This window comes from Vibrio sp. Vb0937 (assembly GCF_033338855.1).
The window spans coordinates 285,869-305,879 of the sequence record NZ_JAWOTK010000004.1; the positions used below are offsets into that span (position 1 = coordinate 285,869).

Annotated in this window: 19 protein-coding genes; 10 read left to right on the plus strand and 9 right to left on the minus strand. The window is 44.7% G+C overall.

Annotated elements, in window-relative coordinates; all coding sequences use genetic code 11:
* The first annotated feature begins 4 nt into the window (after positions 1 to 4).
* From R7P67_RS09610 to R7P67_RS09625, 4 genes are all read left to right on the plus strand, one after another.
* On the plus strand, positions 5 to 1,255 hold the full coding sequence (locus tag R7P67_RS09610) for a TIGR03503 family protein (RefSeq protein WP_031779044.1): 1,251 nt from the start codon (positions 5 to 7) through the stop codon (positions 1,253 to 1,255).
* Positions 1,256 to 1,435: 180 nt separating this feature from the next.
* Positions 1,436 to 2,008 (plus strand): hypothetical protein, encoded by a 573-nt coding sequence (locus R7P67_RS09615; RefSeq protein WP_137282305.1) that lies wholly within the window; start codon positions 1,436 to 1,438, stop codon positions 2,006 to 2,008.
* Positions 2,009 to 2,199: 191 nt separating this feature from the next.
* Positions 2,200 to 2,592 carry a DUF1353 domain-containing protein gene (locus tag R7P67_RS09620; protein WP_262653491.1) on the plus strand — a complete coding sequence of 131 codons (393 nt, stop codon included), beginning with the start codon at positions 2,200 to 2,202 and terminating at the stop codon, positions 2,590 to 2,592.
* Positions 2,593 to 2,676: 84 nt separating this feature from the next.
* Positions 2,677 to 3,087 carry a GNAT family N-acetyltransferase gene (locus R7P67_RS09625; protein WP_005391824.1) on the plus strand — a complete coding sequence of 137 codons (411 nt, stop codon included), beginning with the start codon at positions 2,677 to 2,679 and terminating at the stop codon, positions 3,085 to 3,087.
* A gap of 73 nt (positions 3,088 to 3,160) precedes the next feature.
* On the opposite strand, the gene R7P67_RS09630 is transcribed toward R7P67_RS09625, so the two are convergent.
* Together R7P67_RS09630 and fadE are read right to left on the minus strand one after the other, a co-directional pair.
* Positions 3,161 to 4,936: a SulP family inorganic anion transporter gene (locus tag R7P67_RS09630; RefSeq protein WP_017820741.1), complete on the minus strand. Its 1,776-nt coding sequence runs from the start codon at positions 4,934 to 4,936 to the stop codon at positions 3,161 to 3,163.
* Positions 4,937 to 5,135: 199 nt separating this feature from the next.
* Positions 5,136 to 7,580, minus strand: coding sequence for an acyl-CoA dehydrogenase FadE (gene fadE, locus R7P67_RS09635; RefSeq protein WP_005385392.1), 2,445 nt, complete (start codon positions 7,578 to 7,580; stop codon positions 5,136 to 5,138).
* Between the two features lie 376 nt (positions 7,581 to 7,956).
* On the opposite strand from fadE, the gene lpcA reads away from it, so the two are divergent.
* Together lpcA and R7P67_RS09645 are read left to right on the plus strand one after the other, a co-directional pair.
* Positions 7,957 to 8,532, plus strand: coding sequence for a D-sedoheptulose 7-phosphate isomerase (lpcA, locus tag R7P67_RS09640; RefSeq protein ID WP_005380392.1), 576 nt, complete (start codon positions 7,957 to 7,959; stop codon positions 8,530 to 8,532).
* Between the two features lie 50 nt (positions 8,533 to 8,582).
* Positions 8,583 to 9,428, plus strand: a complete 846-nt coding sequence (locus R7P67_RS09645; RefSeq protein ID WP_262653488.1) for a class II glutamine amidotransferase — start codon at positions 8,583 to 8,585, stop codon at positions 9,426 to 9,428.
* A gap of 389 nt (positions 9,429 to 9,817) precedes the next feature.
* Here the strand turns inward: R7P67_RS09645 and purN are convergent, their stop codons facing one another.
* Both purN and purM read right to left on the minus strand, forming a co-directional pair.
* On the minus strand, positions 9,818 to 10,474 hold the full coding sequence (gene purN, locus R7P67_RS09650) for a phosphoribosylglycinamide formyltransferase (protein ID WP_025768256.1): 657 nt from the start codon (positions 10,472 to 10,474) through the stop codon (positions 9,818 to 9,820).
* Between the two features lie 151 nt (positions 10,475 to 10,625).
* A complete protein-coding gene (gene purM / locus R7P67_RS09655) occupies positions 10,626 to 11,666 on the minus strand; it encodes a phosphoribosylformylglycinamidine cyclo-ligase (RefSeq protein ID WP_005389861.1) in 1,041 nt (346 codons plus the stop codon).
* A 179-nt stretch (positions 11,667 to 11,845) separates the two neighbouring features.
* Between purM and upp the strand changes: the two genes are divergently transcribed.
* Positions 11,846 to 12,472, plus strand: coding sequence for a uracil phosphoribosyltransferase (upp, locus tag R7P67_RS09660; RefSeq protein ID WP_005380401.1), 627 nt, complete (start codon positions 11,846 to 11,848; stop codon positions 12,470 to 12,472).
* A 116-nt stretch (positions 12,473 to 12,588) separates the two neighbouring features.
* Here the strand turns inward: upp and R7P67_RS09665 are convergent, their stop codons facing one another.
* A complete protein-coding gene (locus R7P67_RS09665) occupies positions 12,589 to 13,842 on the minus strand; it encodes a uracil-xanthine permease family protein (RefSeq protein ID WP_005389855.1) in 1,254 nt (417 codons plus the stop codon).
* Positions 13,843 to 14,207: 365 nt separating this feature from the next.
* Between R7P67_RS09665 and R7P67_RS09670 the strand changes: the two genes are divergently transcribed.
* Positions 14,208 to 15,416, plus strand: coding sequence for a DUF2066 domain-containing protein (locus R7P67_RS09670; RefSeq protein WP_136976117.1), 1,209 nt, complete (start codon positions 14,208 to 14,210; stop codon positions 15,414 to 15,416).
* 140 nt (positions 15,417 to 15,556) lie between these two features.
* On the opposite strand, the gene R7P67_RS09675 is transcribed toward R7P67_RS09670, so the two are convergent.
* Genes R7P67_RS09675 through R7P67_RS09690 form a run of 4 tightly spaced genes read right to left on the minus strand, consistent with a single transcriptional unit; the run spans position 15,557 to position 18,408 of the window.
* Positions 15,557 to 15,997 (minus strand): DUF2069 domain-containing protein, encoded by a 441-nt coding sequence (locus tag R7P67_RS09675; protein WP_005380407.1) that lies wholly within the window; start codon positions 15,995 to 15,997, stop codon positions 15,557 to 15,559.
* Between the two features lie 22 nt (positions 15,998 to 16,019).
* Positions 16,020 to 16,589 carry an NAD(P)H:quinone oxidoreductase gene (gene wrbA, locus R7P67_RS09680; protein ID WP_005380409.1) on the minus strand — a complete coding sequence of 190 codons (570 nt, stop codon included), beginning with the start codon at positions 16,587 to 16,589 and terminating at the stop codon, positions 16,020 to 16,022.
* A complete protein-coding gene (gene arsC / locus R7P67_RS09685) occupies positions 16,590 to 16,940 on the minus strand; it encodes an arsenate reductase (glutaredoxin) (protein ID WP_005380410.1) in 351 nt (116 codons plus the stop codon). It lies immediately after the preceding gene.
* 16 nt (positions 16,941 to 16,956) lie between these two features.
* Positions 16,957 to 18,408: a tetratricopeptide repeat protein gene (locus tag R7P67_RS09690; RefSeq protein ID WP_005394337.1), complete on the minus strand. Its 1,452-nt coding sequence runs from the start codon at positions 18,406 to 18,408 to the stop codon at positions 16,957 to 16,959.
* A gap of 257 nt (positions 18,409 to 18,665) precedes the next feature.
* On the opposite strand from R7P67_RS09690, the gene R7P67_RS09695 reads away from it, so the two are divergent.
* A complete protein-coding gene (locus R7P67_RS09695; RefSeq protein ID WP_005380414.1) occupies positions 18,666 to 18,902 on the plus strand; it encodes a sulfurtransferase TusA family protein in 237 nt (78 codons plus the stop codon).
* A gap of 1 nt (position 18,903) precedes the next feature.
* Positions 18,904 to 19,977 carry an AI-2E family transporter gene (locus tag R7P67_RS09700; protein ID WP_005389843.1) on the plus strand — a complete coding sequence of 358 codons (1,074 nt, stop codon included), beginning with the start codon at positions 18,904 to 18,906 and terminating at the stop codon, positions 19,975 to 19,977.
* Positions 19,978 to 20,011 lie beyond the last annotated feature (34 nt).

Consider the following 20,011-nt stretch of genomic DNA (forward strand, 5'->3'; position numbering starts at 1 on the left):
AGCTATGTTGAGGGCTTTGTTGGTCGCGTTTTTAGCGATATGGAGTAGTCTCTCGAGTGCTGCGAGTGAATCTACAATGTCTTTGTTAGACAATCGCTTTCGAGTTGATCCAACCATCGAGCAGATCACGTTTTTGGTTTATCGTGAGCAAAGTTCTCAGCCAGTTGTTTTAGTCCGTCCTGACGGTAAAAAATACTATGCTTGGGGCTCTTACGACAATGTACGTTGGTATCAAGAAGCCTCTCTCGATATTATTTCCGTTGATAACCCTATGCCAGGTCCATGGCAGGCTGTGGGGAAAGTTACGCCTAAAAATAACATCCGCTTAATTTCTCACCTAAAGCTCAGTACGGATCTGTTCCCAAACCGATTATATAATGGGGAAGCGCTTAAGTTTACAGCTCGCCTGACCTCCGACGGCAAACCTCTTGTATTGCGCGACTTCCTTGATCGCGTGAATCTGCGCGTGACATTTACCAAGTTTGTCGAAAATGAAGATGAGCTGATCAAAGAAGCTCGTCCAGTGCCGATGGTTGTGGGTGAGTTTTCTGATGACGGCCGCGGCTTGGATGAAAAAGCAGGGGATGGTGTGTTTACGGTTCAGCTCCCGATAGACGTTGAGCCTGGTAAGTACCGCGCGCGCATCACGTCTGGCAATGGCGTATTCTTACGAGCGCAAGAACAAGTCATCTTGGTTTATCCGAACCCAATCTCTCGTACTTTTATTCAGGCTCGTAATTCCGATAAGCCACACCAATTAGTGGTGAGTGGCGAGCAAGGTATGATTGCACCAGGCTCTATAGCAGTCACAGTGAAAAAGGACGCACCCGATGGTTTCATTAGTTACAGCCAAGGACAGGTCTCTAAAGATGGAATGAGAGTTACGTTGAACCTCAATAACGATGCTGAGCTTGGTAAGTACGCATGGCGCGGCGAGATCTTTGCCACTGATTTTGCAACCCAGCGCTCGTTGGTGTTTCCTATCCCAGAGCAAACCTTCAGTGTTGTTGATGAAGTTGATCTAGAAGCTGCTCGAATTGCAAAAGAAGCTGAATTAGCCGAACAGCGCCGTATTGAAATGGAAAAGCAAATTATCGCTGAGCGAGAGGCTGAGCGTAAGCGCAGCATGATTATTATCGCGGTGGGTAATTTGATAATGCTGCTGATTGTGATCATTGCATGGATAGTCTGGCGCAAAATTAAAGCGAAGCGCGATGCCATGCCAGAGATGCAATTAGAAGTACCAAAGAAATAGTAGTAACACATAAAGCGAGAAACGGAGCCAATCGGCTCCGTTTTTTTATCAAGTTACCAAGTTGGAAGAAGAAAAATGGATAAATTATGAATATTTAAGTTTACTGTATTCAAATATATGTTTGGGATTTTATATAAATAATATATCATTTTTACTTTCTAAATTGGTTGCATTTTTAATGTGACTAACTTTCAAAACAATCAATTAAAGATAAAAGAAATAATGAATAAAATTTTAGCTTTTTTTTGTGCAGTGATAATTGTAGGTTGTTCTTCTATTGATAATGGTGTTAATAATCCAGATTCGGGAAGTAATAATTTAAAATCACTTGATACCTTCACTTTCGATCCCTTAAGTAAAATCCAAAAAGTAGAAATACCAACTTATTATGATGGCTTGTTTGATACAGCAAGACCCTATTTAGATGAAAAGTACCCTTACACTTATGTCAGTAAACCTCAAGCATACATAATTGATGACGAGATTATTTCTTTTGCTCCCTGGTTTCCTGTCGAAGGAAGGTTTACGGTTTTTCCAACCGCTCACTATATAGTTATAACTCAAGAAACCGAGAGTGGCTTAGTCTCCGCACGATTTAATCATGAACAAGTAATTAAGCTGTTAAGTGAAGAGTATAAAATTACTGAGCATACAAGTCCGTTTTTTCATTATGTTCTAGAGGTTTCTCCAAGTGAACAAGCCAATTTTGTAGAAGATATCCATAAAAAATTGAGTAGACTTCCTTCAGAATAAGGGTTTCTGGTTGAATTTTGATCAATAAAGTCAGGGGTTCTGGCTTTATTGATTGCATGGAGTTCTATTCATATTGATTTGGGCTTTGTAATAGGTAGTACGCCATAATAACAAGAGCCGATCTTGTAGGGTTTCTGGATAAATATTCAGCTGTGCGTGATAAATAAGAATAAGTAAACGCGAGGTCTCTGATGAAATACAAAAAGCGTCAGAAGTATAAATACACTCTCCATTCTGAAGAAAAGATTGAGACTCACATTTCAGTGAGTCAGGCGTATGACAGCCCTTTTCTTAGTTTGTCCAAACAAGGCGTGTTAACGATTAAAAAGGGCTATGCATGGGATGGAGCGAGTGGGCCAGCGTTAGACACAAAAAACATTATGAAAGCTTCTTTAGTGCATGATGCTCTTTACCAACTCATGAGGGAAGAGGTGTTGCCTCAAAGTGCTCGAAAGCATGCGGATACGTTGTTGGGAGAAACATGTTTAGAAAAAGGAATGTCTAGCTTCAGAGCAACTTATATCTATTATGGCGTCAGAGTTGTCGGCGGGTTCTTTTCTAGACCCGATACTTTGTGTGCTTAATGGGAACATCTTTCCAACGTATAACTGTTTATTTATACAGTTTAGTTATGTAAGCTCCAAGGTGATACAAAGGAGTAGTACATAATGACAATAAGATATGAAGAGCATGTGCCAAGCCCGAAAGAATACTGTGATATGCGTATAAAAGCCGGGCTATCACCTAAATCGTTGAAAGCTGCTGAAATTGGCCTACCCAATTCGTTATATGGCGTATCTGTTCGGGATGAAGGAAAGCTCATTGCAATGGGTCGGGTTGTTGGTGACGGGGCGTGTAACTTCGAAATTGTCGACGTTGCCGTTGATTCTGATTATCAAGGTAACGGTTTAGGTAGAAAAGTCATGGAATACATCGACGGTTATCTTTCTTCTGTTGCACTTGAAGGCTCTTACGTTTCTATGATTGCTGATGAACCGGTCTTTTACGAAAAGCTTGGTTATAGGCTGGTGGCTCCTAAAAGCCAAGGGATGACAAAAAAGTTTAAGCCAAAGGCATAACACGTATTCAGCTGTGAAGATAAGCACTAGAAAACAGGAGTTTAATTTCCTGTTTTCTATATTAAATTTGTATTTAAGCCACTTCTGGAATTGGTTTGGGTGGCTGCTCTAAATCAGGCTCTTTTTGAACAGTAGGAATTTGTCCCTCACCCACAGCACTGATGTAACAGCCACTAAGTTTAATGGCAAGGTACATATCAGCTCGCAGTAAGATGCCTCCTTCACTGGTGCTGATACCAGTAAGCTCACACCATTGACGAAGACGTCGTTTCCTTCCTGCTAGGATTAAGCGTACGCCTCTCTTTTTCAAAGTATTGTGAATATCTGCCAGTGTTGCCATCACACTGAGATCCAAGTGAGTAAAGCTCGACACGGCGTCGATGACAACGCAACTTGCGTCTTTGTGATGCTCTGCCTGCTCTAACACTCTACGTTTAAAGTAAGGAGCGTTGAAGTAAGTTAGCGGTGAGTTAAAGCGGTAAATCACCATTCCAGGAATAGGCGATGCTTTTCCTGAGTCGTCGATGGTCCGAATGGTACCTTTTTCATCCAGGCCAAGTAGCTGATCACTCGGCCGCATGACAATACGTAAAAATTGAAACAGCCCTAGCAGTACCGCCAAAGTGATCCCCGGTATTACACCCACGATCAACACAGAAATAAAAGTAATGATGGCCAGATAAAATGCATCTTTGTCACGAGATTTTAATTTCCAAATTGCTTTAAGATCGAGCAGCGATAGGGACGCAATGATCAATACAACACCAAGTGAAGCGATAGGGATGAACTGCAAAGGCTCGTAAATAAATACCGCAATAATGGCAATAGTGATTGCAGCGACAATCGAAACTAATTGAGATTTACCGCCATTTGCATCATTGACGGCTGTGCGTGAGTCAGCGCCGCTTATCGCGAAACCTTGCGAAAACGCTGAGGCAATGTTGGCAAAACCCAACGCCTGAAACTCTTTATTAGCATCAATATCATAACCGTTTTTAGCAGCGAAACTGCGGGCGGTGAGCATCATGCTAACAAAACTGACAATCGCAAGGTTGAGAGCCGGGACCACTAGTTCACGAACTTCACCTAGCTCAAACTCCGGTGTTTGAAACTGAGGGAAGCCACCTTGAGTGAGTCCGACAACCGATACGCCCATCTCTTGTAAATGGAAAAACCAAACTGACGCAGTAGTTACGAGGATCGCCAGCATGGCAGCAGGCCAAGTTGGTCGGTAGCGTTTGGTGAGCAAATAAACGACAACCGTCACGATACTCAGAGTTACAGTAGGCCAATGAAGCTCGGTTAGTCGTTGTGGAGCTTCCCATAAACGTTCCAGTAAATAACGTTGCTCGTATTTCAAACCGACTACTTTCGCAAACTGACCAACGATAATTGTGAGAGCAACACCGTTGAGTAGACCCAAAAGAATCGGACGAGAAAGGAAATCTGCAAACACCCCTAGCTTGAAACGACTTGCCAGTACACACCAAATCCCCGTCATCGCTGTCATGGTCATAACCAACTGCCAATGTTTTGTGGGGTCACCTGCGGCAAGTGGTGTCACAACAGCAGCGATCACTGCACAGGTTGCTGCATCGGGTCCGACAATGAGTTGCCGAGATGTGCCCATCATGGCGTAAACCAACATTGGCAGTACACACGAATACAGACCGACAATTGCGGATACACCAGTTAACTGTGCATAAGCTATGGCAACTGGCAGTGCAACCGCGACAACAGAAAAGGCGGCTCTAAAGTCGTTAACAAACCATTCTTTTTGATAATGCTTAAGCTGAACAAGCCCTGGGAACCACTGTGCGAGTAATATTTTAGCCAACGGATTTACCATATATGTGAGTGAGTTACTTAAAGTATACACCGCTTAGTTGGAACGTCTGTGAGTTAGTTATCACTGGAAATCGGGGGAAAGATTGGAGTGCGTGGCTTTTATTGCGATTGCGCAGGGGCTTCGTGGTGTTATGAATGCGATTCTGGAAGCAATAAAAAACGGGAGCTGATACTCCCGTTTGTGGTCTCAGATTCTAGAGTTACGCGACACTATCCATCTGAGGGTATAGCGGCTTTGCGGCAAGCAGTTCCGGCTCAAAATCATCAACGTTGATTGTATCTAGACGATGCTGTTCCGCTTCTCTGAGTAGATCGGCTTCTTCTTGCGTGATAAAGCCTTGCTCTAACCCTTCCTGAGCAATCATATCCAAACGTAAGAATGGGCGACGCTTACCTTGCGCTTTACATACTTTGTCAAACACAGGCTCAGCTTGAAGAATGACTGATAGTGCAAGCTCAATCTTACCTGCTGCGTTGTGCTCGGTTGGTTCAAGGTATTGACCGCGACCAATGCGTGAGCGCGTTGCACTTGGTGTTTGTAGAATGCGCGCCACTTTACTGTCTAGTTTATCGCTTGGTGCTTTGCGTACGCGACCAAATGGCATGATTAATACGCGTAGCGCACGGCCAATTACTTTGTTCGGGAAGTTTGCTAAGAATTCATCTACTGCCACTTCCGCTTGTTTCAAACTGTCTTGTAGACCCCAGTGTACTAATGGTAAATCTTCGACTGGACGGCCATCTTGCTCAAAACGTTTCAACGTCGCAGAGCTCAAATATAGCTGGCTTAGAATGTCACCAAGACGTGCTGATAGACGCTCTTTACGCTTCAAAGAGCCACCTAGCACTGCCATTGAGATATCCGATAGCAGAGCAAGGTTTGCACTGTAACGGTTCAATTGTTGGTAGTAACGCTTGGTTGCATCTTTGGTTGGTGATGAAGAGCCCAGACCGTCGCTCAAACCAAACCAGATACTGCGCACTAGGTTACTCATTGTAAAGCTCACGTGACCAGCAAGCGCTTTATCAAACTTCTCGACAGCATTACTTGCTTCAGAATACGCCGCGTTCATTTCTTCAAGAACGTACGGATGGCAACGGATTGCGCCTTGGCCAAAGATGATCATTGAGCGTGTTAGAATGTTAGCACCCTCAACCGTTACTGCGATTGGCGCACCTTGGTAACCACGAGCTAGGAAGTTAGAAGGTCCCATACAGATACCTTTACCGCCTACGATGTCCATTGCATCGATGATGCTTTGCTGGCCGCGGTGCGTACAGTGATACTTCACGATAGCTGAGATTACTGAAGGCTTTTCACCTAAGTCGATACCCGCAACGGTTAAGTTGCTTGCTGCATCCATCACGTAAGCATTACCACCCAAGCGTGCTAATGGTTCTTCAACCCCTTCCATATGGCCGATAGGCTGTTTGAACTGACGACGAATACGTGAGTAAGCACCGGTTGCCATTGCCGCAGTTTTGATGCCACCTGTTGAGTTTGAAGGTAGCGTGATACCACGTCCAACCGACAGACACTCAACCAGCATACGCCAACCTTGGCCCGCCATTTTTTCGCCACCGATAATGAAATCGATAGGAACAAAGATGTCTTTACCGCGCGTTGGACCATTTTGGAATGGTACATTGAGTGGGAAGTGTCGGTTACCAATCTCAACACCTTTGACATCAGTTGGGATAAGCGCACAAGTGATGCCAAGATCTTCTTTGTCGCCTAGCAAACCTTCAGGATCGCGAAGTTTAAATGCTAAGCCTAGTACCGTTGCGACTGGCGCTAGGGTGATGTAGCGCTTGTTCCAAGTCAGGCGCATACCCAGTACTTCTTTTCCTTCCCATTCGCCTTTACAGACCACACCGTAATCTGGAATAGATCCAGCGTCAGAACCCGCTTCTGGACTTGTTAGGGCGAAACAAGGGATTTCCTTACCTTCAGCTAGACGCGGTAAGTAATGATTTTTTTGATCTTCAGTACCGTAGTGTTGCAGTAGCTCACCTGGGCCCAAAGAGTTAGGAACACCAACGGTAGACGATAGAACGCCAGAAACACCCGTTAATTTTTGTAGCACCAAAGATTGCGCGTATGCTGAGAATTCCAGACCACCGTACTTTTTCTTAATGATCATGGCGAAGAACTTATGATCTTTCAGGTATTGCCAAACTTCTGGCGGTAAGTCCGCGAGTTCATGGGTCACTTGGAAATCACTCACCATGGCGCACACTTCATTCACAGGGCCGTCTAAAAAGGCTTGTTCTTCCGCACTTAACTTAGGTGCTTGAATTGCGTGTAGCTTTTGCCACTCTGGTTTGCCTTTAAATAGTTCGGCTTCCCACCAGACGGTACCTGCGTCTAACGCTTCTTTTTCGGTTTGAGACATAGCTGGCAGCACTTTCTTGAAAAGCACTAACGCTTTGCGGCTAATTAAAGACTGACGTACGCCAGGAACCGCGAGCACAGCTGCGGCGAGAACGTAAATAGCCCAACCAATAACGCCGACAGTACCAGCTACTGTAAGAGCCAGCATGGCTGCGGTGAGTAAGCTAATAGATTTCACGAGAGACATGCGGTGGTAGAGCGTAATGCCTAGCACGATCGCCATCGTGATGATTGAGAGCAAGATGTCCATATGTATTTTCCTTTTCAGACTTTATAAGTTTTGTACGTCTGTATGTTAGGTAAGAGGTCTAACCAGTTGGTTTAAGTGTAATCAAAATATTAAGGAAATGTAAAACATAAGATTGGATAAAAAGTGATCTAAGTAGAGTTAAAATTCTAAAGTTGAGATTTGAGTGATGGTTTCATGAGCAAGTTGACAAGTTTATTACCATCACTAATCTAAATCTGTTGGTTCACTATCGACACTAATTCTCGTTTGTGGGTAAACTCAGAGTAATCAAACCCGAGTTCAGGTTTATGAAATGTCCGATACCAAATTGGTATCAGAACAATTTGCTCAGTGAGTCAAGAGCTGACTGAAGCCGAAATAATAAAGAGAACGTCTTATGTACCATGATCTGATTAGAAGTGAATTAAACGAAGCTGCTGAAGTGCTCAACAAATTTTTAAGCGATGACCATAACATTGCGCAAATCGAAGCAGCGGCGAAAATGATTGCTGACTCATTCAAGCAAGATGGTAAAGTATTGTCATGTGGTAACGGTGGTTCTCACTGTGATTCAATGCACTTTGCCGAAGAGCTAACAGGCCGTTACCGAGAAAATCGTCCTGGCTATGCTGGTATTGCTATTTCAGATCCAAGCCACCTTTCTTGTGTGAGTAATGACTTTGGTTATGACTTCGTGTTTTCACGTTATGTAGAAGCGGTTGGTCGAAAAGGTGACGTACTGTTTGGTCTGTCGACTTCAGGTAACTCAGGTAACATCCTGAAAGCGATTGAAGCAGCACAAGCGAAAGGCATGAAGACGATTGCGCTAACAGGTAAAGATGGCGGCAAAATGGCAGGCCTTGCAGATATTGAAATCCGCGTGCCACACTTTGGTTATGCAGACCGCATTCAGGAAATTCATATTAAGATTATTCATATCATCATTCAGTTGATCGAAAAAGAGATGGAATAATCGTTTACGGCCACCGTTTCGAGCTGTGTTGTTAGGGAGTTTTTTAAACCATGTGTGAATTGCTCGGTATGAGCGCTAATGTTCCAACGGATATTTGTTTCAGTTTTACTGGGCTCATGCAGCGTGGAGGTCGAACCGGCCCACACCGTGACGGATGGGGGATCACCTTCTACGAAGGGAAGGGCTTTAGAACCTTCAAAGATCCCAAGCCAAGTTGTGAGTCTAAAATAGCAGAGTTGGTACAAAATTATCCCATCAAAAGTCGTGCGGTCGTTAGTCATATCCGACAGGCGAATCGTGGTGGTGTTAATTTAGAAAATACTCATCCCTTTACACGTGAGCTGTGGGGTTGGTATTGGACGTTTGCGCATAACGGTCAGCTCTCTGGCTATCAAGACTTGCATACAGGTCGACATCGACCTGTCGGTGAAACAGATAGTGAACTGGCATTTTGCTGGTTATTGAAGCAAATGGAAGATCGATATCCTGAGCCACCAAAGGATATGGAGTCGGTATTCTTATATGTTGCTAAATGTTGTGATGAGCTAAGAGAGAAGGGTGTATTTAACATGCTTCTGAGTGATGGTGAGTATGTAATGACGTATTGCACCAATCATTTGTATTGGATCACAAGACGCGCACCGTTTGGAAAAGCTGCTTTGCTTGATGAAGATGTGGAAATTAACTTCCAAGAAGAAACCACGCCACATGACATCGTTTCTGTGATCGCAACTCAACCTTTGACGGGCAACGAAGCTTGGCAGCGTATGAAACCTGGCGAATACGGCTTGTTTCACCTAGGTGAACTAGTCAAAAATAATGCCTCTGAACTGGTAAATGTGCCGTTTGCGGCGGCTAAGCCGGGCAATCAAGCGCCAACCGAACCGTTAGAGTGATGGTCTCTTACTCTGAATATAAAAATAAAGCTCGCTTAATCGCGAGCTTTATTTTTATGCGTTTTAAACCGAGGGCGGATACGGATGAGCATTCTTACTTTCTAGAGTGCTGGTAGTAGAGTCCTAGTCTCGCTAAGGCTTGCTGTAAAGACGTAACTGATAGAAATTTCTCATAAAACACCTCGTCAGTCTGAACGGTGAAGAACGAACCAGATTCAGAATCTACTTTCCGAGTGTTATGTTACTCAAGTGGTTATGGGATTTTTTAGAATGTTGGGTTTTAGGTTTCTAGTCTCACCATGGTTTTCTTGAATCAAGTTTATAAGTATTAAAACAACCAAGAGCAGCCCTCAGGCTGCTCTTTTGTGCTTGGAGTTTATTATTCAGGGCTACTCATCTGAGGCGTACCCATGTACGCCAAGCTCTGCGCCATCTAAATAGGCTTTACCATCCTTCATGATCAACCGCTCGTCTACCAGCCACTTAGCCACCATAGGGTAGATTCGGTGCTCCTGCGCCTGAACACGTGCCGCAAGTACACTAGCATCATCGTCTTCGAACACAGGAACTTTTGCTTGCAGTATGACAGGGCCACCATCAAGCTCTTCCGTTACAAAGTGCACACTCGTACCATGTTCTTTATCGCCAGCATCAATTGCTCTCTGGTGTGTGTGTAGCCCAGGATATTTTGGTAGAAGAGAAGGGTGGATATTGATCATCTTACCCATGTAATGAGAAACAAATGCGCTGCTCAGAATGCGCATGTAACCAGCAAGAATAATCACGTCTGGTTGGTATTCATCTATTTGACTCATTAGCTCTGCATCAAAGCTTTCACGCGAGCTGAATGCTTTAGGGTCGACAAAGTGACCGTCTACATCAAACTTTTTTGCACGTTCTAAACCAAAAGCATCTGCTTTGTTAGAGAACACGGCTGCCACTCGTGCGTTTGGCATGCTGTCTTCGCAAGCTTCCAAGATAGCTTGCAGGTTACTTCCGTTACCCGAGATGAGGACCACAAAGTTTTTTAGGGTATGGTTTTTCATGATGTCGAGAGCGCCTTGGTATTGTAGGTTGGAGTTATGTAGCTTCTAAACTACCTACTAATAGAATGGTTTGTAGTGTTCTAGATAGCAAAATGAGGACCTAGTCATCTAGTGTCCTCATTCTTCTTATCTTTTGAGCTCGATTTGCAAATTATTGGATTTCAACTTGCTCTTCGTTCGCGTCTGCTTGTGCGATTTGACCAATCACCCACGCGTTTTCGCCTTCTTCTTTAAGAAGAGCAACTGCTGCGTCTGCCTGGTCTTTCGGTAGTGCGACGATTAGACCTACACCACAGTTGAATGTGCGGTACATTTCGTGTGTGTCGACGTTGCCTTTCTCTTGTAGCCACTTGAAGATAACTGGCCATTCCCAACTGTTACCATCGATAACTGCTTTCGTGCCTTCAGGCAGTACGCGTGGGATGTTTTCCCAGAAACCACCACCAGTGATATGAGAAATCGCATGGATGTCGTGTTTCTCAATCATCTTAAGTGCTGACTTGATGTAAATTTTTGTTGGTTCTAGTAGGTGCTCACCAATAGTGCGGCCTGCTAGCTCTTCGCTCTTATCTGCACCAGATACTTCTAGGATCTTACGGATAAGGGAGTAACCGTTTGAGTGTGGGCCGCTTGAGCCAACAGCGATAAGTGCATCACCAGCAGCGACTTTCGTGCCGTCAATCACGTCTTCTTTTTCTACTACGCCAACACAGAAACCAGCTACGTCGTAGTCTTCGCCTTCATACATGCCAGGCATCTCCGCAGTTTCGCCACCAATTAGGGCACAACCTGCTTGAACACACCCTTCTGCGATACCTGAAACAACATCCGCTGCGGTATCAACGTCTAGTTTGCCTGTTGCGTAGTAATCTAGGAAAAACAGTGGCTCTGCGCCTTGCACGATAAGATCATTTACACACATTGCCACTAGGTCGATGCCAATCGTGTCGTGCTTATTCATATCCAGTGCTAGGCGAAGTTTTGTGCCAACGCCATCAGTACCAGAAACCAGTACAGGTTGTTTGTATTTAGTTGGCAATTCGCATAGCGCGCCAAAACCACCGATACCACCCATAACTTCAGGGCGACGAGTACGTTTTACCGCACCCTTAATACGATCCACAAGCGCGTTGCCTGCATCAATATCTACACCAGCGTCTTTATAGCTAAGAGAAGAGTTGTTACCACTCACAGGGAAGTCCTCGGTATTAAGTTGGATATGAAAACGGCGCTATTCTAACAGTGCTTAAACATAGATAGCAAACGTTTGCGCCTGTTTTTTTCTTTAGTGATTTATCCTGATATCCCTGTGAAAATCATGTATAATCTGAAGGTTTGTTTAAATATTGCCAACTATAGCCGGAGATGGACATGAAAGTTGTTGAAGTAAAGCACCCTCTAGTAAAACATAAAATTGGTCTAATGAGAGAAGGTGACATCAGCACAAAACGTTTTCGTGAGTTAGCGACTGAGGTCGGTAGCCTACTTACTTACGAAGCAACGTCAGACTTTGAAACAGAAAAAGTGACCATTGATGGTTGGAACGGTCCGGTAGAAGTAGACCAGATTAAAGGTAAAAAAGTAACCGTAGTGCCAATCCTACGTGCAGGTCTAGGCATGATGGATGGAGTTCTTGAGCACATGCCAAGCGCACGTATCAGTGTTGTGGGTATTTACCGTGATGAAGAAACGCTTGAGCCAGTTCCTTACTTCAACAAGCTTGCTTCAAACATCGAGGAGCGTATTGCGCTTGTTGTTGACCCAATGCTTGCAACAGGTGGTTCTATGATTGCTACGATCGATCTCCTAAAAGAGAAAGGTTGTAACCAAATCAAAGTGCTGGTACTTGTTGCTGCACCAGAAGGTATTGAAGCGCTAGAAAAAGCACACCCAGATGTTGAGCTATACACTGCGGCAATCGATGAGAAGCTTAATGACAAAGGCTACATCGTTCCGGGTCTAGGCGATGCAGGTGATAAGATCTTCGGTACTAAGTAATTCTTTGATGTATTACTATGACTGAACAGAAAAAGGCTTGGTGAAAACCAAGCCTTTTTTGTATCTACAAGAGGAGAAGAGTAAGGCGCGCCACCTAATAAAGCGGCGCAAACGAACTATTTCGCGCTTTCTTCTTCCATTTGTGCGTTATCCACAACGTGGTTTTCACCTAAATCGTTTGGTAGCACAAGGTTAAGAATAATTGCCACGATACCGCATAGGCTCACACCCTGTAGACTGAACTCACCAATACCGAAAGCCATACCACCAATGCCAAACACAAGTGTTACGGCAACAATCACTAGGTTACGAGACTTATGTAAATCAACGTTATTCTTGATCAGTGTGTTGAGGCCTACCGTTGCGATGGAGCCGAACAGCAGAATCATGATGCCGCCCATGACAGGAACTGGAATCGTTTGAAGAACCGCACCTAGCTTACCTACCAATGCAAGTACGATTGCGGTGATTGCTGCCCAAGTCATGATCACAGGGTTAAATGCTTTGGTTAGCATTACCGCTCCTGTTACTTCACTGTAAGTGGTGTTTGGTGGAGCACCCACCATCGAAGCTGCGATAGTTGCCACCCCGTCACCTGCGATTGTGCGGTGAAGGCCTGGTTTTTTCAGGTAGTTTTTACCTGTAACGTTTGAGATAGCAAGCATGTCACCTACGTGCTCAACCGCAGGTGCGATAGCGACAGGAATCATGAACAAAATTGCGTTGATATTGAACTCTGGCGCGGTGAAGTTTGGCATGGCTAGCCAAGCCGCTTGTTCTACGGGAGTGAAATCAACCACACCGTAGAATAGAGAAACAGAGTAACCAGCAAGAATACCACCAACAATAGGAACGAGCTTCAAAAAGCCTTTTGCAAAAACGCTGAGTACAATGGTTGTGAGCAGTGAGACCGCCGAGATAATGATCGCAGCATCACCATTAACTAGCTGTGCAGCTCCATCACCAGTTTTACCTACCGCCATGTTCACTGCCGTTGGGGCAAGGCCAAGGCCGATAACCATGATCACAGGGCCAACGACAACAGGCGGGAGAATTTTATGGATAAATCCAACACCGCGCACTTTGATCATCGCCCCTAGAGCCACATAAACTAAGCCCGCTGCCATCAAGCCGCCCATCGTTGCACCGATACCCCAAGTTTGGATACCGAACATAATAGGAGCAATAAACGCAAAAGAAGAGGCAAGGAAGATGGGAACAGAACGTTTAGTCATTAATTGGAAGAGGAGAGTACCGACACCGGCACCAAAGAGGGCTACGTTTGGATCAAGGCCAGTTAGGAGCGGCACAAGCACCAAAGCACCAAAAGCGACAAAGAGCATTTGAGCGCCTTGTAACGCGTTTTTCATAATAATTCCCTATTTTCAAGATACGCAGACAAATCCGGCGAATACTATCATCCTGCAATCGTTTGCAATGTTGCATAGATCAAACTTTCGATTGAATTTTTCTCATAAATAGCACTTTTGAGAGTTGCTTGCTTGCAAATTCTCCTCTTTTACGTGTCTTGCGTGAAGATGAAAAATAGACAGCCTAACTTGTTGAGATAGCTTAATAAGCAATGAGTTTATTATAAAAAATAGCACTGAAGCGCTGGTTGAGGCCCGAGTTAACAAAGCTGGTCATAATACAGACAATTTACTCAGTACTTACCTTGCTCAAGATTTGATAGTTGCTTATTATTCGGGTTCTTGTTCAGAGGATTATAAAAACTATGCGCTATTTAGCTCTCTTACTGATAGGTTGGTTGTCCCTACCAGTACATGCATTAACTCAGGTGGATATCTATCGTGCCGAAGTGGTTATCGACAGTGAGCAGAACGACGGTGAGTCTTTGGCTCGTCAACAAGGTATGCAGGATGTGATTGTTCGAGCGACCGGTTCTCAATCCTCTTTAAGCAATCCAGTGATTAAAAAGGCACTCAGCTCAAGTGCGCGTTACATTTCTCAACTGAGCTATGGGCAGGTTGATGGAAAAGCGAGCCTAAAAATGTTGTTTAACAACGACCAAATCAGCTCTCTTTTAACACAAGCACAATTGCCATCTTGGTCGCCAAATCGTGCCAATATTTTAGTTTGGATGGTTGAAGAACAGGGTTACGATCGTAACATCGCGTGGGAGCATTCTGAATCTTCAAATGTTGCAGCACTTCGTAGCGCAGCGAAATTAAGAGGCCTACCAATCACTATCCCGGTTGGGGATTTTGATGATGTGACCGGTGTTAATGTCTCTGATCTTTGGGGCGGCTTTATTGAGCCAATTGGTCAAGCCAGCCAGCGTTACCCAGCTGACGCCGTTTTGGTTGTACGCGCTCAAGGTGAACAAATTCGTTGGACACTCTACGACCAGTCGCCAACGAGAATTGTAGAGGCGCAACGTTCTCCGCGTAGCGGGTCTGCATCAGGTGCTAATGCTATTGCAGAAATGGTGGATGGCATCGCAGACTACTATGCAAGTAAGAGTGCAGTTGTGGTTTCAGGAAAGTCTTCAAAAGCGCTAGCAGTGAAAGTCCTTAATGTAACCTCTGCCACGGACTTCTTCCGTTTAGAGAATGCGCTAAAACAACTTAATTCGGTTGCGGGTACAGAGATTAAGCGTGTTCAAGGGGACGAGTTAACGCTCAACATCCACCTTTTGGCATCACAACAAGCTTTTGAGAAAGAAGCTTCTTCTATTTCTCAATTAATGGTTTTTGAAGATCCTTTAGGTGAAGTTGATGCCCCAGCTTCAACTCAAGAAGAAGAGCCATTGGTTCAGAGTAATGAAGCAAAAGACGCCGCGACGCCAAAAGAAGCGCAGCCTGAAGTACCAGTAAATGTTGTGGCAGAAGCAAGTGACGAAACACAGCCAACTCAGCCGATGATTGTGGAGCCTGTCCGAGAACAGTATGACTTGATCTACGAGTGGCGCTCGGCATCGTAATCACCTTGTTAGCGTTCCAGGCGTGAAACGCAAGGATCAAAGACCAATGTGGTAAGCATAAAAAAGAGTCGCAATAGCGACTCTTTTTGTTTTCTAAATTCGTATTCGAACCAATGATCAGTGATTGACTGCAATTGGCGTTATTTATTGAATTTCGCTTTTTCTTCTTTTTCTACTTGAGAGAGGCGTTTCAACTTAAGACCTAGCTCTTTGCCTCTCGCTCTAGCAAACAAAATATTGCCAGCGAAACCGAGTGAAGTCAGTATCAGTTCCACTGCCGCAAGCCAGCGTTCACCCCCATCCACATAAAGGATGGTCAGCGCATGCAAGAAATACAGCATAAGAACAAAGTTAGCCCAAGCATGAGTGTAAGGCTTACCAGCTAAAATACCAGGCAACGGAAGTAGTAGCGGAATACACCAAGCAATAGCAAGTGTTGTGCTGCTGAGGTGAGGGTGAGGGGATAACGCAAGCTGCCAAATAGCGACCCAGGCTAATAAGGCTAAGTTGCCAAATAAAGCCAGGTAACGATAGGTTTTAGCCTGTGTACCGAGTGGTGTTTGGTCTAAAGAGTCAGACATCGATTAACTATCCTTGATTTTACTAACAGACTTTTAGTTTTAACGCTGCAGTTGCCAGCCTTTTGCCTAATTGTTGTGCCAGGCGAATCTCTTCACTGCTTAGGGTTGCCTCATGGCCTACACTGCTGGCGCCATACGGAGTGCCTCCGGACTGCGTAGTGTGTAACTCTGGCTCGGAATAAGGAATGCCCAAAACCATCATCCCGTGATGCAATAAAGGGGTCATCATGCTTTGTAACGTTGTTTCTTGACCACCATGCATCGAGGACGAAGAGGTAAAGACACAAGCAGGCTTATCGATTAAGTCACCACTGACCCATAAAGATGTAGTCTGATCCCAGAAGTGCTTTAAAGGCGCAGCCATGTTGCCAAACCAGACGGGACTGCCAAACGCTAGACCGTCGCACGTTTTCAGTTCCTCTAGAGTAACAATTGGATCAGAAGGGGAGTGTGAGTGAGGTGACAATTCTTCAACTGTACGCAAAATTGCTTGGCATTGAGGAGTCGATTCGACTCCTCTTGCTATTTGTCTTGCCAGTTGTTTTGTCGAGCCATGACGGCTGAAATACAAAATAAGGATCTGGCAATCCATTTATAAAATATCCAACACTTGCTCTGGTGGGCGACCAATTTTTGCTTTGCCGTTAGCAACGACTACCGGACGTTCAAACAACTTTGGATTTTTCGCCATTGCTTCGAATAATTGCTCATCGCTGACGGAGTCTTCGCCTAAGCCAAGCTCTTTATATTCACTTTCTTTAGTGCGCATCATTTCACGTACAGATGAAAAGCCAAGCTGGGCGTACAGCGCTTTTAGTTCATCCACGTTAAGTGGTGTGTCTAGGTATTTGACGACTTCCGGTGTAACACCATTTTGCTCAAGCAGTTCAAGTGTTTGACGGCTCTTTGAGCAACGAGGGTTGTGATAAATCACGACTGACATGGTTTTCTCCATTTCGTTATTGTAATGCCATGAATCGATCTCTTTGGATCATGAGTTGGTCGATACGGGCATCGTATCGTGCTTGCTCTAAGCTGCCCAACTTGGCCATTTTACTTGCTTCACTATAATATTGAATCGCTTTATTCCAATTTGCTCGCAATGCCAAAATTTCTGCTCGAGCAGCCAACTCTTCATCGCTACGCCCCAGCGCGTGGTAGCTCTTCGATATTAGGTGCCAGCCATTTGTATCTTCAGGATAGTCATGAGTGTATCTTTGAAGAACTCGCGTGGCTTGATCGTTTTTATTGTCCTCAAGTAGCGCATTGGCGTAGTTAATGGTCAATACTTTATTTTGAGGGTTACGAGATAACGCTTTGCGGAGCATCTCGGTTGCTTTTTCTGGCTGCTTCTTCTCGATGTATAAATCCGTCATAGCGTCCAAGTAAAACGGGTTACTTGGGTCTTGTTCCAGTAACTTTTTCAAAATTGGTTCCGCTTGAGATAAGCGTTTATTGTCTAAATGCACGAGTGCTCGACCATAATCAAAAGCAGGTGTAATGTCCGCAGAGGCTTTCTTTTGGGTTCTCTCAAACCAGCTCAGGGCGGCTTGTCCATCAATGCCAGCGTAACGAGCCACAATGCGCGCGCGAGCTAGATGATAGTCTATTGAAGGCACAACACGCATTGGAGGATAGGTTCTTGCTCGCGCACGGCTATCGGTAATTCGATCTTCAGGCAGAGGGTGAGTCAGGAGCATTGGTGGCGGTTTACTCGCATAACGATACTCATCAGCAAGACGGCCAAAAAACCTTGGCATTGCTTGAACATCAAAACCGGCTTTTGCTAGTGTCGAAATACCAAAGCGATCCGCTTCTTTTTCGTTTGCACGAGTGTAGTTGATTTGACTTTGCATGTTGCCCGCGGTTGCTGCTGTAATTGCAGCCATCCCCGCTTCGGGTGAGGCAATTGAAAGCAGTAGTGCCCCCGCAAGTGCGGCTAATGTGGCCGGAGAGCGGCGTGCTTGTTCTTCCATACTCCGAGCAAGATGACGTTGTGTGACGTGCGCTATCTCGTGAGCGACAACAGAGGCCAGCTCACTTTCTGAACGAGCATGAAGAAACAACCCAGAATGCAGCGCTACATAGCCACCAAAAAACGCGAACGCGTTGATATTACGGTCGCGAATCATAAAGAAGTGGAACGGCGTTTTTACATCATTCGCATTGGCCACTAATTTGTGCCCAAGAGAGTCAATATATTCATTGATGACAGGGTCATTAACGATAGGTTTACTGGCTCTGAGCATACGCATATAGGCGTCGCCATAAATCAACTCTTGGTCTATTGAAAGCGTGCCACCAGCAGCTGTGCCAATGTCTGGCAAGTCAATGCTATTGGCATAAGTTGTCGGCGAACTGATGGCAGCAGCAAGACATAAGCAAACTAGCGAGCGAGTGCGTTTTAACATACGTTTAAAAGGTTCTCCAAAATACATAAGCATGTGGTTACAGGTCGAGAGCCTATTAACAGCGCCACATACGTTTTGGTTATCCGTGAGGATATAAGCTAACAGTAAGACCGGAAATAAATGAATTGGTTTCGTAAATTATTTTACATCCGAGCTATTTCAGCATGTGGTTAAATCATGTCAGAAGTGCTAGCACCAGCTCAAAAAGCCGTTACAATACAACCCTATCATAAGTGCAGAGCAATACAATGGAATCCATGTTACTTGATTTGCGTGAGCAACGTTGTCCTATGGCACTGTTACTTGCAAAGCGTCATGCTGCTGAGGTCTTTCAAGGAGAAGCAAAGCAGTATCATCAACTTGTCATTCAAGTGGTGGACAACAGCTCTAAACGAGACATTGTGAACTATCTTAGTGCCCAAGGGTACTCGGTTGATTGCCAATCTACATCAGAGCACTACACATTGACTGTCTTCAATAAGGAATCCGCATAAGATGTTTGAAATGGTTAGTCGTTGGTATAAACGACGTTTCTCTGACCCTCACGCAGTAAGTCTCGTCGCGATCTTGCTGTTTGGCTTTATCACCATTTACTTCTTTGGACACTTGATTGCGCCATTACTTGTCGCGATCGTTTTGGCTTATCTACTTGAATGGCCAGTTGTCAAAATGTGTCGTATGGGCGTGCCGCGCACTTTGTCGGTTATTATCGTGATCTTGGTCTTTGTCGGGTTAATGTTAATTGCGTTGTTTGGCTTGGTTCCGACGATTTGGACTCAGGTCGGTAATCTAATTAACGATATTCCGAACATGTACAACGGGCTACAAAAGTTTATTGTCACATTGCCAGAGCGCCATCCTGAACTAGCCAATTTAGAAATAGTAGAAACCGTGGTGACGAACGCCAAAAACCAAGCACTGGGGCTGGGTGAAAGTGTCGTCAAAGGGTCGCTTGCTTCATTAGTTAGCATTGCAACGCTAGCGGTATATTTGATCTTAGTGCCACTCCTTATCTTCTTTTTGCTTAAAGACAAAGAAGAAATGCTGCGAATCGCAAGCGGTATTCTGCCGAAAAACCGTAAATTGGCGAATAAAGTTTGGCATGAAATGAACGAGCAGATATCAAATTACATTCGCGGTAAAGTGTTAGAGATTTTAATCGTGGGCGGTGTGAGCTACGTGACTTTTGCCCTTTTAGATCTTCGTTACTCGGCGTTGCTTGCCGTAGCCGTTGGTCTGTCGGTTTTGATTCCTTATATCGGTGCGGCGGCTGTTACTGTACCTGTTGCTATCGTTGGTTTGTTCCAATGGGGTTTAACGCCTCCGTTTTATTGGTTGTTGCTTGCTTACGGTATTATCCAGGCGTTGGATGGTAATGTGTTGGTTCCTGTTCTTTTTTCCGAGGCAGTAAACTTACACCCAGTTGCTATCATTGTGGCTGTATTAGTCTTTGGTGGGCTATGGGGTTTTTGGGGGGTGTTCTTCGCCATTCCTTTAGCGACATTAGTCAAAGCCGTATGGCATGCATTACCAAGCACGGAAGAAAACGAACCTGTCGAACAAGAGTAGTTGTTACCAAAGGTACAATGGTTAAAAGAAAGCC

Bases quoted from the DNA above. Each gene is read 5' to 3' on its own strand.
- R7P67_RS09610 (WP_031779044.1), top strand. From the start codon at position 5: ATGTTGAGGGCTTTGTTGGTCGCGTTTTTAGCGATATGGAGTAGTCTC.
- R7P67_RS09620 (WP_262653491.1), top strand. From the start codon at position 2,200: ATGAAATACAAAAAGCGTCAGAAGTATAAATACACTCTCCATTCTGAA.
- R7P67_RS09625 (WP_005391824.1), top strand. From the start codon at position 2,677: ATGACAATAAGATATGAAGAGCATGTGCCAAGCCCGAAAGAATACTGT.
- R7P67_RS09630 (WP_017820741.1), bottom strand. From the start codon at position 4,936: ATGGTAAATCCGTTGGCTAAAATATTACTCGCACAGTGGTTCCCAGGG.
- fadE (WP_005385392.1), bottom strand. From the start codon at position 7,580: ATGGACATCTTGCTCTCAATCATCACGATGGCGATCGTGCTAGGCATT.
- lpcA (WP_005380392.1), top strand. From the start codon at position 7,957: ATGTACCATGATCTGATTAGAAGTGAATTAAACGAAGCTGCTGAAGTG.
- R7P67_RS09645 (WP_262653488.1), top strand. From the start codon at position 8,583: ATGTGTGAATTGCTCGGTATGAGCGCTAATGTTCCAACGGATATTTGT.
- purN (WP_025768256.1), bottom strand. From the start codon at position 10,474: ATGAAAAACCATACCCTAAAAAACTTTGTGGTCCTCATCTCGGGTAAC.
- upp (WP_005380401.1), top strand. From the start codon at position 11,846: ATGAAAGTTGTTGAAGTAAAGCACCCTCTAGTAAAACATAAAATTGGT.
- R7P67_RS09665 (WP_005389855.1), bottom strand. From the start codon at position 13,842: ATGAAAAACGCGTTACAAGGCGCTCAAATGCTCTTTGTCGCTTTTGGT.
- R7P67_RS09670 (WP_136976117.1), top strand. From the start codon at position 14,208: ATGCGCTATTTAGCTCTCTTACTGATAGGTTGGTTGTCCCTACCAGTA.
- R7P67_RS09675 (WP_005380407.1), bottom strand. From the start codon at position 15,997: ATGTCTGACTCTTTAGACCAAACACCACTCGGTACACAGGCTAAAACC.
- wrbA (WP_005380409.1), bottom strand. From the start codon at position 16,589: ATGGATTGCCAGATCCTTATTTTGTATTTCAGCCGTCATGGCTCGACA.
- arsC (WP_005380410.1), bottom strand. From the start codon at position 16,940: ATGTCAGTCGTGATTTATCACAACCCTCGTTGCTCAAAGAGCCGTCAA.
- R7P67_RS09690 (WP_005394337.1), bottom strand. From the start codon at position 18,408: ATGTTAAAACGCACTCGCTCGCTAGTTTGCTTATGTCTTGCTGCTGCC.
- R7P67_RS09695 (WP_005380414.1), top strand. From the start codon at position 18,666: ATGTTACTTGATTTGCGTGAGCAACGTTGTCCTATGGCACTGTTACTT.
- R7P67_RS09700 (WP_005389843.1), top strand. From the start codon at position 18,904: ATGTTTGAAATGGTTAGTCGTTGGTATAAACGACGTTTCTCTGACCCT.